We start from the raw sequence: 16,284 nt of genomic DNA, 5'->3' as shown, positions 1-16,284 counted from the left end.
CATTTCAAACATATAAATTTGTATATTTCTTGTAAATTTAACGAAGTAATTTCTCTTTTTGTAAAAATTGTTTTGCGACTTCTTCACTATTTTTACCATTTACGTTAACTTCATAATTCATTTTTCGCATTTCTTCATCTGTAATCTTTCCAGATAATTTATTTAATACCTTTTCAAGTTCAGGATATTTCTTTAACGTTTCTTTTCTTAATAATGGTGCTCCTTGATAAGGTGGGAATAACCCTTTATCATCTTTTAGCACTTTTAGTCCGTATTGCTCCAATTCACTATCTGTTGAATATGCATCGATTACGTTAACATCTCCAGATTGAATTGCGCTATAACGCAACTTCGGCTCCATCGTTTTAATATTTGAAAACTTATAGTTATATAATTTTTGCATTCCTTTATAACCGTCTTCACGATCAGCAAACTCTAATGTAAATCCTACTTTAGTATTTTGTGCAATATTTCCCAAATCAGAAATTGTATTTATATTATTTTGATCTGCTATTTTTTTCGGCATAGCTAGTGCATATGTATTGTTATACTCCATTGGCTTCAACATAACCATATTATATTTCTTTTCCATTCCAACGCGAGCCTGATCATATACTTCATCACGATTTGTGCTCTTTGGTTCTTCTTTCACGAAAGTAGATAATGCTGTTCCTGAAAATTCTGGGTATATATCTACTTCCCCTGATTTCAACGCTTCAAATACAAATGCTGTTTTTCCAAGACCTGGTTTTAATTGTACGTGTAAATCGGTATCTTGTTCAATAAGCTGCTTATACATTTGAATTAAAATTTCAGGTTCTGATCCAAGTTTGCCCGCAATAACAATATCTTTCTTTTCTGTACTCCAAAGAAATGGAGAAGCAATCATTACTACAACTATACATATCGTCAATATAACACGCTTAGAAGAGCGTTTCGGTCGTTCAAGTATGCGAAGTACTATATCAAAGAATAAAGCGAGTAACGCGGCTGGTACGGCCCCTAAAATGATAAGTGCATGATCATTTCGATCTATACCTAATAATATAAGCTTACCTAGCCCACCAGCACCAATGAGAGCTGCTAATGTAGCCGTTCCAACAATCAATACCATCGCTGTACGAATACCGGCCATAATGATAGGCAATGCAAGAGGAAGTTCTACCTTCCACAACCTTCTCCAACTATTCATCCCCATAGCTCTCGCCGCTTCTATTAGTGATTCATCTAATTCCCTTATTCCTGTATATGTATTTCGTAAAATAGGTAATAGTGCATACACAACTAATGCGATAATCGCTGGAAGTTTTCCAATTCCTACTAACGGAATTAATAGTCCAAGTAATGCAAGTGATGGCACTGTCTGCATTACTGCAGAAGTTCCTATTATAAATTCAGCCATTCGTTCTTTTCTTGTTAATAAAATGCCAAGTGGCACCGCTATAATTACTGCAAAAAATAATGAAATAAGCGATATTTGTAAATGCTCACTTAATGCAGTTAGTAATTCTATTTTTCGTTCTTGGAACGTTTGTATAAAATTAGTCACTGTTTAGCCTCTTTCCTTCATTTGTTCAACAATGTAATTGACAATATGACGACTTGTTAACGCTCCAATATATTGACCATTTTCTTCAACTGGAACGACCTCCTCATCACGCACACGAACTAACGCTTCTTGTAAAGAAGCATGTAATGATAGTGCCTGCCCTTCTAATTGCACACTTTCGTCAAGCGGCAATACATCTGCTACACTTTTCCCCTCATACCAAGTTCGTCCACGATTTCCAATGAACTCCTCTACAAATTCATTTTTCGGATTATGTATAATTCCTTCTGGTGTATCAAGTTGAACAACTTTTCCTTCTTTCATAATACAAATGCGATCTCCAAGTGATAATGCTTCTTGCATATCATGTGTTACGAACACGATTGTTTTTTGAATCTTTTTTTGCAACTGTACAATATCCTTCTGAAGCTGTTCCCTACTTAACGGATCTAGCGCACTAAATGGTTCATCCATAAGAACGATTTTCGGGTTTGCGGCTAATGCTCGCACGACACCGACACGTTGTTTTTGTCCTCCTGATAATTCATCAGGCATACGATCTCGATATATATCCGGATCTAATCCAACCATATGTAACAAGTCATCGACGCGTGCTTTTATTTCCTTTTTGCTCCATTGCCTCATTTCAGGAACAACTGCAATATTTTCAGCGATTGTCATATGAGGAAATAAAGCAATCTGTTGCAACACGTATCCTATATCCCAACGTAATTCGTTTATATTATATTGTTGAATATCTTTTCCATCGATTAAAATCGATCCTTCAGTCGTTTCGATTAAACGATTAATCATCTTCATTGTCGTTGTTTTCCCACAACCACTCGGACCGATGAGAACGAAAAATTCTCCCTTTTTAATTTCTAAATGCAATGAATCCACTGCTTTCGTGCCATCTTCATACGATTTTGACACATGATTAAATTGAATCACAAACACAACTCCTTTACTGTTGTTTCCTTTATTTTGATGGAATATGGCATTCATTTCAAATGATACGCTTTTAAATTAAAAAAGAGCTCGCATTTGAGCTCTAACGGTCGAACAATATTGTTTTCATAATAGCAGCATATTCGCGAACATACATTTTTCTCTTAGAACGCATTGGCGTTTCAGCAGCTAGTGCCTCCATCTTCATGCCTAAACGCTTTGCAATTATTTTTGTTCGATATAAATGATACGTATTACTTACAACTACCGCATGTTTCACATTATATAAATCCATACTAAATTTTAAGTTTTCATACGTATTTGTAGATTGATCTTCTATTAAAATACGACTCTCATCTATACCGTGTACCATTAAATAATTTCTCATGCTGTGAGCTTCCGGTATATCTTCATCTTCTCCTTGACCACCCGAAACAATTACTTTCGCTTCAGGATGGGAAAATAAATACTCCAACGCTACATCCAAACGATTTTGAAGAGATAAAGACGGTCTATCTCCAAATAACTTTGCACCCAGTATAAGAACGTACGGAGAGTGATAGCTCAACTTTTCACGAGTAACTTTGTTCATTCGAAAGGTCATATAAAGGATGTATAGTGGCGGTAATAATAAAATCATAAGAAAGATCCATTTGTTCATAAATAAGTATTCACTCCCTTTCTTGTTATTATATAGAAAAAGAAAGGGAGGCAGAAGTGTTTTTTCAAACGATTGATTTATTAGAAACATGCGCCGCTACTTTACGTTGTGATAGTACATAATAAATAGCGATTCCTAATGAGAAGATCAATATGCAACTTAATACGTAAAACGGCAGCATGACTCCGACTTTAGATACACCCGCTGTAAACAACATTAATAATAAAATTCGTATTCCAGTACCAATTAGGCGAAATAAGCTGTCTACACGTCCCATTACTTCATTTGGAATTTCCTCCATCATCAATACATTTCTCGCCACTCTTGTACCCGCATTTCCAACTGCATGAAAAATTGCAAGTCCATATAAGAAAATTACGGAAGGTTCAATAATCATTACGGTAATTGAAATTACATAAATGAACATCGTCATAACGATTGAAACTTCTGTTTTTACATATTTCATTATGAGTGGAATACAGATTCCTGCAACAACCGCTCCAACACCGTACATCATCCCCTCTATTGCGTATACAGAGGCATTGGCTTTAAGTATATCCGAAATATAAACTGGTATTAAATAATTTGCCATCATAACACCTATAAACGGCATATAAGTGGCCAGTAAGAACCAAAAGAGCTTAGGACGTTTTTTCATAAAGTGAATTCCTTCAAACAATTGCTTCTTAAATGTTATTTTTCTTTTCACTTCTTTTTTCTTTACGTACGGTATACATAAGAAAAGAAAAAATGCTCCAGCAAAAGTTAACATGTCTACTAACAAAATCCACTTCAAAGATACAATTTCAATTAAGAAGCTCGCGGCCGCTCCAGAAATAACTTGTGTTAACTGTCCTTGTATTTCCATCGTTCCACTTAAACTTTTATAATGTTCCGCTTGAAATATCTCTTGGTTGAACGCAAATATTGTAGGATAAAATAATAAATAATAGAATGATCCGGCTATATAAATAAGAATATAGTGAATAGAATAATAAGGTTGCCCCGCAAATCCCCATATAACCATTATTCCAATTACGGCAATTCCGATTCCTTCGTTACATAGCAATAAAGATTTTCTTGAAAAACGATCAATACTTTGCCCAATGAATGGTGTTAATAAAAACATAATGAGGGTTGCAATGATAGAAACATAGCCAAACGTTGTCTCTCCTCCACTCTCTTTAATTAACAGCCACGGAATCGTTATCATAACAATTCCGGAACCAATAGCAGATAGACTATTGGCCCCTAGAATGTAATACAAGCGAGAATCATGATAAAGTGAGGACATATCACTCCACTCCTAGTTGCTTTTTCACCTCTTTATATACGCTCATATATGCTTTTAATTCTTTAACTACATCATGAATTAATGGTTTGGCATCTTCCCCAAGTTCACCATCTTGCACATGTAATCCATCAAGCACAACTTGTTTTGGAATGGCATTTGCATAAACACCTCTAGCGACCGTTCGCATGCTGTTTAATGCATTTATTCCACCTTTACCGCCACCAGCAACCGCTAACAACGCAACTGGTTTATGAATAAATTCACTACTACTTAAGTAATCTAAAGAGTTTTTCAGCGCACCGCTCATCGCATTATGATATTCTGGTGTACATAATACAACCCCATCCGCAGCTTTCACTAACGTTTTCAATTTTTTTACTGCCTCTAAATCACGTTGTGACTCTTCTCCATTGTATAAAGGTAACTCCTCAATTGCTAAATCATATAATTCCCCTTCAAATTGATCCGCAATATATTTTGCCACCACGCGAGTTCTACCAAATTTTCTTGGTGTACCGTTAATAACGACTAGTTTCATGATTATTTCTCCCCTTTGTTTTCAAGTTCTACTTATATATTATCAGAAATTTCTATACAAAACACGATATAAAGAGTTAACTTGTTTCATAAAATAGTATGATAAACAAAAAAGAACTCATACTTTCGTATGAGTTTCGCACAATTACTTCGTTTCATCTCTCAGACTCAATGTACCTAAACTTTCATTTGCTTCAAAATGATTATATGCTTTTCCCGCTAATTTTTTCCGTTCTTCTGGTAATTCTATATATTTCATTACGTTTTCAATTATTTTTTCGTACGGAGTAAATACAATTCCCGGCCACTCTACCTCATCTTCTGGATTACTATTTTCGGAAATAATAAATTTCTTATTTGCGACTGCATAAGACACGCGAGGTGTTTCAAGAATTCCTGATAAGTAAAAATGAATATTTAATATAATTTTAGCTCTAGCAATCAATTCATTTCTAACAATTCCCCACGCATTATTTTTAAAAACTATATTTAAATTCGGGGCAATCGCTTTTAGATGATCAAAAATAGCTTGCCGCCTCGGATTAAGAGCACCTATAAACAGAATATCAATATCTTCAGTAATGTCATCTTCAAATGCATCTTTTTTTATTTCCAAAGTTGGAGCATAGTTCATTTTTACATGTTTTATTTCTTTTCCTACCCCTTTTTGTTTTAGCCATTCTATATTTTGTTTACTATAATCCCAAATCACTCTATCTTTTAATAATATTAAATAAAGGGGATGCGCATATGGACTTCCTTCGTATAGCTGTTCTAAATTATAAATAATTGCATCTTTCGGAAGAAGATTCGGGTTATATGCGTATGTATGTGCTCCAAAAACAACTGTATTCTTTACATTTTCCAGTATTGTTTCTGATATAATTACTGTATTTCCCTCCTGCTCCAACCGCCACTTTAAAGCTCGCGCAACATCTATGAAACTACCGTATGTCTTTGGGCATATAAAAAGACAATAATCATATTCTTTATTCAAATAAGCTTCCATTAATTTTAAATTATTTTTATATAAATCTACATCCGGATGTTTGAGTGCTAACTCATTTGCATGTTTTCTTGCTACTTTATATAATCCAGCATAATAAGCAGCGATGCATCTTCTTAATTCGATTCTTTCACGATGTTCATCTAATACATCCATGTTTAAAAGAAGATTTGCGATACAATACGCTTTTAAATGATCACGATCATAATAATAGTCTAGTAGTGGCATCAATTCTTCATACGTATTTCCATGCACCGATTCTCCTAGTTCAATCGCCCATCGCATTAATTCCATGATTACTCCACTACTCCTTTAACCGAAAATGTATTTAATAAAACTTCGCATTATTCTCTACTATATTTGCTATATGAAATGGAATCTCTTCTTTAATCGATTCCAAATACTTTTGCGACACGGCCCCTAAATGTTTTTTATGAGGTATATAGAAAGCACTAATAGAAATTTCATAGTCAAATAAGTAATCATACACATGATAATCTACAAATAGAAGATCATCCTTTGGAAAAGGAATTTCCTTCCCTTGCAGAGCATACATCAAAGCAATATTGTTTTGAGATCGTAATCGATACAACCTTGCAAGTTGGTATAATGGCTCAGCCCGAGTTGGTCTATATTCCCACGCTTTTTGAAAATAAAAAACAGCTAATGCTAAATATTGCTCTTCTTGCCCTTTAACATTTTCTTTTTCATCAGCATCTGTCACTTCATTTTGTTTATTTGCTGAACGATTTGCTAACTGCTCATAACAAAATCCTATTCGCAATAACGAATAGAATACCTCTTCAACCCATCCCCCTGCTTCCACTCGTTTTTTATACCATTTAATCGAATCTTCAAATTGACTTAAATGAAAATAAGTCTGGGCTAAATAAAATAAATATCTTATATGCAAATCTGGCGTTGTTTCTGGGTCATTTATTCCTTGTAACAACAACCTCTCATCTCTTTCAAATTTATCAGCTTTACTCCCCCCATCTCCGGGATCATTCACGACAAGAGTCTCTAACCGATCTACCCTCGTATTGTAATTCGCTCCAACTTTTGAACGATCTATATCCCAATACTCATGAGTAACACCGACAGATTTCCATGGTAAAGAAGCTTTTAATAGACGTGTAAGCCAATATTTAATATGAACATCATATTGCAATGTAAGATAATGATCTTCCGTTAAGCTCGTTTTATCGAAATTCGGATCAACCTCTAAAATCATATCCGCATCTAATATTAATAAATAATCCGCTTCTGGATATGTTTTTTGCGCTAATGAAACTGCTAAGCTTCTGTTATAACCAAAGTTTTTAAACGGCTCATGATGAACTGTCCCAGGTATCTCATTTTCCTTACACCAATTTCCAATAATTTCAGGCGTATTATCCGTCGATCCAGTATCACAAATAGAAACATAATCTACAATTGATTTTGTTGCATTTAAACATCTTTCCATAATTCTAGACTCATTTTTGACGATCATACAAAGACATAACTTTTTTTCTTCCTTTACAGACTTCACTTGCTCATTTCCCATTTAACCACCTCATATTTTATTAACACGCTCTTCTCATATGTAACAACATTTTTTAGCTATACTGATGACATAAGCACCCTTTTACTATTTATGAAAACTTCATTTTATTTATTCTTACTTTTATGTTGGGACATATTTCATGCTTCGCTTTATATTTGATACAATCAATACAAAAAAAACATAATACGGGAATCCGTACATTTCAAAGTCTAAGAGGAGGTTATATTTTGTTGGATTACATTTGGCTAGATGACAAATCACCAATTTTAGAACAACTACCAAGAAACTTTAAATCTGCAGCTATATTGCTACATCCTTTTGTCCAAATGCCTTTAGGATGGGAAAAGTCTGTGAGAAAAAGACCATATGAGCACATCTATCCTAGCGCTGAAGAAATCATTCATAATGGGAAATCCGTTTCTTGGAAGGAAATGATGTCTTGTAGTGGATTACATTCATACGCAGACCTAGCAATGGCCATGTTGACTTCCATTAGTGCCTTTTCAGAAGAATATAAAAGAGAGGATTTAGCTGAAAAGCTACATTCAAACTTAAAAAAAGATTTTTATTATCCAACAGAAGATTATACGTCTATATTTTCATTACACAAATTACTTAAACTCCTCGGTTCTAGAGGTGCAAGAAATCTATATTTCTCTGAACCAATTCTTGATACAAACGGATTATTACAGGTAAATAATACTACTCCATTAGATATTTGGGACATTAGCAATAATGAGTTAATTATTACTGGCGAAGACAATGAGTATGCGTTTATGAGTATATACGATTCCTTTACAACCTTATTATTAGCTAAAGAAGAAAATATAGAATATATTGTTCAATCAATGAATGTTGAAGCTGTCATTTGTGACAAAAAAACGATGATTGATTGGTATTTGTAAATTAGTAATTTCTTAAACTATAAAAAAGAAACTTGCGCTTATGCACAAGTTTCTTTTCAAAAACATCCTTATTTTTTTACAACTTCATGTCCACCGAACTGATTACGTAGTGCTGAAACTACTTTTCCATGGAATGTATCATCTTCCTGAGAACGATAGCGCATAAATAATGACATCGCGATTACTGGTGCCGCTGCTTGTAACTCAAGCGCAGTTTCAACAGTCCATTTCCCTTCTCCTGAAGAGTTCATTACACCTTTAATGCCATCAAGTTTAGGATCATCTGCAAATGCTTTTTCAGTTAAGTCCATTAACCAACCGCGGATTACTGATCCGTTCGCCCATACTTTTGCAACATCTTCATAATTGAAATCAAAGTCACTCTTATCTAGTACTTCAAATCCTTCAGCGATTGCTTGCATCATGCCGTACTCAATACCGTTATGAACCATTTTTAAGAAATGACCACTACCAACGCGGCCAGCATAAGAATAGCCATTTTCTACTGCTAAATCTTTAAATAAAGGTTCTAATTGGTCATAAATTTCTTTTTCTCCACCAACCATTAAACAAGCACCGTATCTAGCTCCTTCTACACCGCCAGATGTACCGATATCTACATAATGTAATCCGAAGCTTTTTGCTTCTTCAGCACGGCGTAACGTATCTTTATAGAATGAATTTCCACCTTCAATAACGATATCACCTTCATCTAATAACGGATACACATCTTTTAATACTGACTCTACAACTTCTCCTGCAGGCACCATTACCCAGATCGTACGAGGAGCTTCTAATTCAGCGATCATTTCTTTTAATGTATGACGTGCAGTAATTCCTAGTTTTCCTGCCTTTTCTACAAGCTCTTTATTTACATCGTATACAACTACTTCATGCTTGTCTTCATGTAAGTGTTCAGCTAATGGGAATCCCATTTTTCCTAATCCAATTAAACCTAGTTTCATATTAATCAATCTCCCATTCTATACAAATATATTTAATATCGAAATTAATCCAAGTGCTACAACTGATAGTATAGTCTCCATTGCGGTCCATGTTAATAATGTTTCTTTCACAGTCATTCCGAAATATTCTTTAATCATCCAAAATCCCGAATCATTCACGTGTGATAAAATTAATGACCCTGCGCCTGTTGCAAGTGCTAGTAGTTCAACATTTACACCAGGTGTACTTGCTGCAATCGGTGCTACAATTCCAGCTGCTGTCATCATAGAAACAGTTGCCGATCCTGTTGCAACTCGGATAAGTGCAGCAATTCCCCATCCAAGTAATATTGGTGAAATATGTGATTCTTTCGCCATTTCAGCAATTGTAGTACCAATTCCAGAATCTAATAACACCTTATTAAATGCACCACCAGCACCAATTACTAACAGTATGTTTGCAATTGGCCCAAGGCAATCATTTGTAAATTGTAATACTTTATCTTTAGAAAATCCTTTTGCATAACCAAGGCTAAAGAAAGAATAAATCGTTGCAATTAATAAAGCGACTATTGGATCTCCAATAAAGTGTAACACTTGTGCAAGTTGACTCGTTTTATGTAACGCTACTTCAGCAATGGATGCACCAAGCATAAGAAATACTGGAAGTAAAATAGTAAACAATGTATTTCCGAAGCTAGGAAGTTCTTTCTTCTTATCTCTTTCAATAAATTGCTCCGCTATATCTAATGGTACTTCCTTATGGATACGAGCACCAATCCATTTCCCATAAAGTGGACCTGAAATAATTGCAGTTGGAAGTCCGACAATTAACGCATATAAAATTGTCTTCCCTACATCTGCTTTAAAAATACCAACTGCCGCCATTGCCGCTGGATGCGGTGGAACAAGTCCGTGTACGACTGACAGTCCTGCTACTAGCGGAATACCGATTGTAATAAGTGATACCCCAGTTTCTAACGCAATTGTAAATACTAACGGAATTAATAGGACAAATCCAACTTGGAAAAATACCGGAATCCCTACTAAAAATGCAACGAACATCATCGCCCAGTGAACTCGTTTCTTCCCAAAACGATTAATTAATGTGTTAGCGATACGTTCAGCACCGCCAGATTCGGCCATCATTTTTCCAAGCATCGTTCCTAGCGCTAAAACTATTGCTAAAAAGCCTAACATATTACCAAGCCCTAGTTTAATAGAATCAATAATCCCTGGATCTTTTGGTGAAGTTCCAATTAAAGGCATTCCCATTGCCAATCCTACACCAATTGCTGTTAAAATTAATGCGACAAATGGATGCCATTTTACTACCGTAATAAGTAAAAGTAGTATGACAACTGCCGCTAGTACGATCCCAACTACCATTTCTCCCAATCCCCCTATTGTTTACGTTGGAAAGCAGCTATACAATCAAATTCTTCTTTCAAACGATTGTAAAGTCGTTCATACATATAAAACATTTCTAAATATATAGCCGTATTTTCTTTATTCGGTACATGATGATGGACAATATCAATCCAATCCTTTACCTCTTCAAGAGAATCAATTTTTCCTACAGCATATAAAGCAACTGCCGCTGCCCCAAGCGCAGATGCTTCATGACTTTCAGGTACAAGCAATTCTTTCCCCATCATATCGGACAACATTTGTCTCCAAAATGCAGATTTCGCAAACCCTCCTGAAACTCGTATTTCAGTAAGTGGCCCTGTACAGTCCCTGATTGCGAGTGCTACTGAATATACACTCATACAAACACCTTCCATCACTGCACGTATAAAATGTTCTCGCTTATGTTGAAGATTGATTCCAAAGAATGTACCACGAGCATTTGCATTCCAGTAAGGTGCGCGTTCTCCAGATAAGAAAGGTAAAAACAATAGCCCATCCGCTCCAGCTGGTACGCTTTCTGCATATTTAATTAATAAATCATAAGGATCAATTCCGAGCTTCCTTGCAACTTCTTGCTCTGGACTACCAAATTCATCACGTAACCATCTCAGTAATATTCCACCATTATTCGTTGGACCACCGATTACCCAGTGCTCATCTGTTAATGCGTAACAAAACGTTCTCCCTTTCTCATCTGTATTTATATTTGATGAGATTGTTCGAACCGCACCACTCGTTCCAATCGTAATTGCAGCCGCACCCGGTGATATCGCCCCAACTCCTACATTTGCAAGAACCCCATCACTTGCTCCGATGACAATTGGTGTCTCTGCACTTATCCCCATCTTCTGTGCTAATTCTGACTTCATACCTGATAAAATATATGTAGTTGGTACAGGGGTTGATAATTGTTCTGGTGACATATGTAACATCGTTAAAACATCTTCATCCCAATTTAATGTTTCTAAATTAAATAACCCCGTAGCAGAAGCAATCGAATAATCAACGACGTAGCGTGAAAATAATTGGTAAATCACATACTCTTTAATGGAAATAAATTTATAAGCACTTGTATATAACTCTGGTTCCTCTTCTTTCATCCATAACAATTTAGAAAGTGGTGACATTGGATGGATCGGTGTACCTGTACGTCTATAAATTTCATGCCCATTCATTTGATGTAATAATTTTTCTGATTGCTTCGTACTTCGATTATCTGCCCAAATGATAGAACGCGTTAATGGCGTACCATTTTCATCTACTGCAATTAATGCGTGCATAGCTGCACTAATACCGATCGAAGAAATATCTTCTGGTAATACATTACCCTTTTCAATGGCAACGCTTACACTTTTGTATACAGCGGCACATATTACATCAGGATCTTGCTCAGCCCATCCTACGTTCGGTTGAATAATTGGGTAATCGATTGCATGTGATGCAATAACTTTTCCTTTTTCTGTAAAAACAACCGTTTTCGTACTTGTGGTACCGATATCAATCCCGATTACTCTCCCCCTTGTTTCCATGCGAATCTTCCCTTCATTTCTAGCAAAACACGATTTAGTAAACCGCTTACATGAATTAGTGTATAAAATATTTTTTCGTTTATCAAGTTATAAAAAGAAATTTTTTTTCATAACGAAAAATATATCCCCCTCATTCCATTTCACTTATATACTAAATTTAGCTTTTCCGTGCGGTAAAATTACGTTATATTGCGTTACGCAATACACTCTTTCCTCTCATTAACAACACATACATAGTCCTCCATACGTTCTACTCATTTGCATGAAAAAGCGTTGAGAAGCAATATTCATTTTTAGGGATCACGTAACATCACCATCAAGCCAAGAAAAGTAACTATCCGCAGAATAAGAATTCTGTGCATTTTGCTCTTGTTTATTATTTTAGATTCACTAGTCCTTTTATCTTGATAAACATAGAGCGCGGCCCCCTACTATCACTTTTTTATCTTGTAAATATATCTTGCATACTATAAAATTTAATAGTATTTTTATTTTTCAGAAAAGTAAAACAATAATATAGGATTTATTGTATAATGTTGTAAAAAGATGTCGGAGGGATTTAATGTTAAATAAAATATCTCAATTCACAATTAAGCTTTCATCAATTCTTTTATCACTCTTACTATTATTAAATTTACCTTATTTATTTATCACTCAACAAGGGTTTACCTTTCAACCAATTTATTTTTTTAATCAGATCGTTACCATGTTAAAACAGGTCTTCTCTCCTGAATCATTAGTGATTATAGGATCAGACCCGAAGTTTGGCCATTTCAAAAAAACACCATTATTTCCAACTGTTTTAGAACCTTACCTATATTCATTTACTATATTATTTTCAGCCTTTTTTCTTGCTCTCTTTCTATCATCTAGCATGGCATTTTTTTATTTTTTAGCAAAAGATTATATAAAAAAATGGATAAACCGAATTGTGTTCATATTAGAAGCTGTCCCTGATATGATGATGATGATTTGTTTGCAAATATTTTTCATATGGGTACTTCAGAAATTCGGGGAATCTCCTGTCACTATTATTTCTTTTAATGAAAATCGAGCTTATTTACTCCCTATTTTATCATTAGCTGTCTTACCTACATTACAAATGTTTCGGATGATGGTGTTATACATAAAAGAAGAAGAAGGAAAACATTACGTAGAGGTTGCATATGGAAAAGGCCTTTCATCAAGTTATATACTATGCATTCATTTATTCAAAAATATATCTATCCATTTCTTCCATCATTTAAAAACGATTTTCGTTTTCTTACTTTCTAACTTATTCATTTTAGAATTTGTTTTTAATATGGAAGGCATTATTCAATTTTTATTTAAAAAGGCGTTTGTTTCACCTCCAGCTGCATTTATCATACTTGTTATGATTATTTTACCGTTTTATGCCCTTTTCCACATAGTCTCATTCATGATGAATAGATGGAAAAAGCAATTGAAAGGAGTATCATTATGAAATCTATTTGGAAATCAAAACGCTTTTTAATCGGCTTTACTTATCTATTCATACTTATTTCAGCTAGTTTTATTTATAGTTGGTTCTTTAAAGATAACATCCCAAAACCTCCTCAGTTACTTTACAATGACAATAACGAATTACTTGGAAAGGCCCCCTTTCCACCATCGTTAATTCCGCCTTTTGGATCTGATCGTTTTGGAGAGTCTGTTTTCTTACAAATTGTAGAAGGAGCAAAATTCACCATTTTATTAGCCGTGGCAATTAGCTTCTTTCGAATTTTATTCGGAACATGTATAGGAATCCTCTTAAGTTTATATGCTCCAAAATTCAAGAAATTTTTCCAATCATGCTCAGAAGTTTTTTATTATATTCCAACTTTATTTATCGCATTTATACTCATCACGCCCGTTAATATTGTAATCGTATCAAATGCTGATAGATTAGACCCAAATATTTCATTTGCGTTTTATCAAGTACTCGTACTTATTTTCGTGGCTCTGCCTACACTTTCTTTATATATATCCTCAGAAGTCGATGAATTTATGAAACAAGATTACATTTTAAGTTCACAATTACTGGGTGCTAGCCGTTTTCATATTATCAAAAAACACTTACGAGTCTTATTACTTGATCGCTTATTTGTGGTATTTATGGAACATATCGTCCAAGCACTCATACTCGTTATCCATTTGGCGTTGCTTGACATTGTAATTGGCGGGATACAAATGCGTGAACTCTATGACGGAGTGCTCAAACCTGTTTCTCTATCTAATGATTGGGCAGGCCTTATTGGATTAAATCGTTATGAAATGAATCTTTCATGGTGGATTATTTTTTATACTCTCGTTTCATTCTTTATTACGATTCTATTTATTAAGCTTATGACAATCGGGATTCAAGATGCACTGAAAGCAAGAGATTCGCAAGTTGTAGCAATTCAAACCGTTCCAAATCATAAAAAATTTGTTAAACATAAAGATTCTTTTTCGTTTGCAAATAAAGTGAACCTTTAATCATTTTTCATTAATCAAATATTAATTGGCATTGATATTAGTAGAATATAAAGAAGATGATCCCTATTAAATACAGGGATCATCTTTTTATGCCGTCTAACTTTTTTACATGTCCTTCGCTAGACTCATGCTTTTTATATTTAAAGTGAATTATTTGCAATCGCAACTATGCTGTTTAAAATCAATTACCATACGCCCTTGAATTCTACCTTGTTCCATTTCTTCGAATACATTTTGTACTTTATCTAGAGAACAGGTTTGAACAACCGGCACTACTTTTCCTTCTGCCCCGAACATAAACGCCTCTTCTAAGTCCTTACGAGTACCAACTAGAGAACCAACTACTTCAATTCCATCTAGTACAAGTCGCGGAATGTTTAAATCCATAGTTTCTACTGGTAGCCCTACTGCAACTACTTTACCGCAAGCACGTACTGCATCAACTGCTGAGTTAAAGGCTACTTTAGAGACTGCTGTTACTACAGCAGCATAAGCGCCACCAAGCTCCTCTTGAACAATTTTATCAGCAGGACCTTGAGAAATTGGATTGATAATCATATCAGCACCAACTTCTTTTGCTAAGGCTAATTTGTCGTCATTAATGTCTACTGCGATTACCTTTGCACCAAATACATTTTTGGCATATTGGATAGCTAAGTTACCTAATCCACCGCAGCCATAGATTACAATAGGTTGACCAGGTTTAATATCTGATACTTTAATAGCTTTATATGTAGTTACACCAGCACATGTAATTGATGATGCTTGAGCAGGATCTAATCCTTCTGGTACTTTTACCGCATAATCAGCTGTAACGATACATTGTTCAGCCATACCACCATCTACTGAATAACCTGCGTTTTTAACTTCACGGCAAAATGTTTCTCTACCAGTTACGCAATATTCACAACGTCCACAAGATTGGAACATCCATGCGATACTTACACGGTCACCTATCTTTAGTGAAGTAACATCATCAGCTATTTTCGTAACAACACCTACACCCTCATGACCAAGAATACGGCCATCAGTGTTACCAAAATCATGATTCGCAACGTGTAAATCAGTGTGGCAAACTCCACAATACTCTACATCTACTAACGCTTCACCTGAGCGTAACGGACGTAATTCTTTTTCAATCACTTCGATGTTTGCTTTGCTGTTTTTATTAACCACTACTGCTTTCATATGTGATCTCCCCTTTAGTGTTTTAGCGTTTTAATGAGTTTATCTCACAACTACTTTCCCCACTACTTTGGCTAGTTACCGTACCAAATTTAAGTGTTCAATCATCATTACATGTTCATCATAACATGATACTTCATAAACAAATTGTGAAATTATGAACAATATTTGAATTATTACATAAATCGGTTTTTATTTTAGATTTTAAAAAATGAGAGTTTATCACTGCTTATAAGTAAGTCATACATTTCTAAAAGAAAATAAATTAACAAACTTCTCATCG

Annotated in this window: 13 protein-coding genes and 1 pseudogene; 3 read left to right on the top strand and 11 right to left on the bottom strand. The window is 34.8% G+C overall.

Going from position 1 to position 16,284, the window contains the following annotated elements:
- Nucleotides 1-37 precede the first annotated feature (37 nt).
- The 7 genes from AC241_RS11225 to AC241_RS11195 all read right to left on the bottom strand — a co-directional run bounded on the left by AC241_RS11225 (nt 38) and on the right by AC241_RS11195 (nt 7,544).
- Entirely contained in the window at nt 38-1,549 is a 1,512-nt protein-coding gene (locus tag AC241_RS11225) for an ABC transporter permease/substrate-binding protein (protein WP_050843445.1), read from the bottom strand.
- A gap of 3 nt (nt 1,550-1,552) precedes the next feature.
- Nucleotides 1,553-2,500 carry an ABC transporter ATP-binding protein gene (locus tag AC241_RS11220; RefSeq protein WP_050843444.1) on the bottom strand — a complete coding sequence of 316 codons (948 nt, stop codon included), beginning with the start codon at nt 2,498-2,500 and terminating at the stop codon, nt 1,553-1,555.
- A gap of 100 nt (nt 2,501-2,600) precedes the next feature.
- Nucleotides 2,601-3,158 (bottom strand): YdcF family protein, encoded by a 558-nt coding sequence (locus AC241_RS11215; protein ID WP_043936538.1) that lies wholly within the window; start codon nt 3,156-3,158, stop codon nt 2,601-2,603.
- 64 nt (nt 3,159-3,222) lie between these two features.
- Nucleotides 3,223-4,452 (bottom strand): MFS transporter, encoded by a 1,230-nt coding sequence (locus AC241_RS11210; RefSeq protein ID WP_043936539.1) that lies wholly within the window; start codon nt 4,450-4,452, stop codon nt 3,223-3,225.
- A gap of 1 nt (nt 4,453) precedes the next feature.
- A complete protein-coding gene (locus AC241_RS11205) occupies nt 4,454-4,990 on the bottom strand; it encodes an NADPH-dependent FMN reductase (RefSeq protein ID WP_000780355.1) in 537 nt (178 codons plus the stop codon).
- Nucleotides 4,991-5,134: 144 nt separating this feature from the next.
- Nucleotides 5,135-6,289 carry a CgeB family protein gene (locus AC241_RS11200; RefSeq protein WP_050843442.1) on the bottom strand — a complete coding sequence of 385 codons (1,155 nt, stop codon included), beginning with the start codon at nt 6,287-6,289 and terminating at the stop codon, nt 5,135-5,137.
- Nucleotides 6,290-6,323: 34 nt separating this feature from the next.
- A complete protein-coding gene (locus AC241_RS11195) occupies nt 6,324-7,544 on the bottom strand; it encodes a glycosyltransferase (protein WP_000526233.1) in 1,221 nt (406 codons plus the stop codon).
- A gap of 139 nt (nt 7,545-7,683) precedes the next feature.
- On the opposite strand from AC241_RS11195, the pseudogene AC241_RS11190 reads away from it, so the two are divergent.
- Nucleotides 7,684-8,449: pseudogene (locus AC241_RS11190) on the top strand (DUF2711 domain-containing protein).
- Nucleotides 8,450-8,517: 68 nt separating this feature from the next.
- On the opposite strand, the gene gnd reads toward AC241_RS11190, so the two are convergent.
- Genes gnd through gntK form a run of 3 tightly spaced genes read right to left on the bottom strand, consistent with a single transcriptional unit; the run spans nt 8,518 to nt 12,335 of the window.
- Nucleotides 8,518-9,414 (bottom strand): phosphogluconate dehydrogenase (NAD(+)-dependent, decarboxylating), encoded by an 897-nt coding sequence (gene gnd / locus AC241_RS11185; RefSeq protein WP_000765981.1) that lies wholly within the window; start codon nt 9,412-9,414, stop codon nt 8,518-8,520.
- Between the two features lie 18 nt (nt 9,415-9,432).
- Nucleotides 9,433-10,782, bottom strand: coding sequence for a GntP family permease (locus tag AC241_RS11180; RefSeq protein WP_050843441.1), 1,350 nt, complete (start codon nt 10,780-10,782; stop codon nt 9,433-9,435).
- A 14-nt stretch (nt 10,783-10,796) separates the two neighbouring features.
- Nucleotides 10,797-12,335: a gluconokinase gene (gene gntK, locus AC241_RS11175; protein ID WP_043936541.1), complete on the bottom strand. Its 1,539-nt coding sequence runs from the start codon at nt 12,333-12,335 to the stop codon at nt 10,797-10,799.
- Between the two features lie 562 nt (nt 12,336-12,897).
- On the opposite strand from gntK, the gene AC241_RS11170 reads away from it, so the two are divergent.
- Together AC241_RS11170 and AC241_RS11165 are read left to right on the top strand one after the other, a co-directional pair.
- A complete protein-coding gene (locus AC241_RS11170) occupies nt 12,898-13,800 on the top strand; it encodes an ABC transporter permease subunit (protein ID WP_048564117.1) in 903 nt (300 codons plus the stop codon).
- On the top strand, nt 13,797-14,816 hold the full coding sequence (locus AC241_RS11165; RefSeq protein ID WP_048564118.1) for an ABC transporter permease: 1,020 nt from the start codon (nt 13,797-13,799) through the stop codon (nt 14,814-14,816). Before AC241_RS11170 ends, AC241_RS11165 begins: the two co-directional genes overlap by 4 nt.
- 150 nt (nt 14,817-14,966) lie before the next feature.
- On the opposite strand, the gene adhP is transcribed toward AC241_RS11165, so the two are convergent.
- Nucleotides 14,967-16,004, bottom strand: coding sequence for an alcohol dehydrogenase AdhP (gene adhP / locus AC241_RS11160; protein WP_029442224.1), 1,038 nt, complete (start codon nt 16,002-16,004; stop codon nt 14,967-14,969).
- Nucleotides 16,005-16,284: the final 280 nt, after the last annotated feature.

The sequence above is a fragment of the Bacillus thuringiensis genome (genome assembly GCF_001182785.1).
GTDB lineage: Bacteria > Bacillota > Bacilli > Bacillales > Bacillaceae_G > Bacillus_A > Bacillus_A thuringiensis_S.
This window is presented reverse-complemented; position numbering and strand designations above follow the sequence as displayed.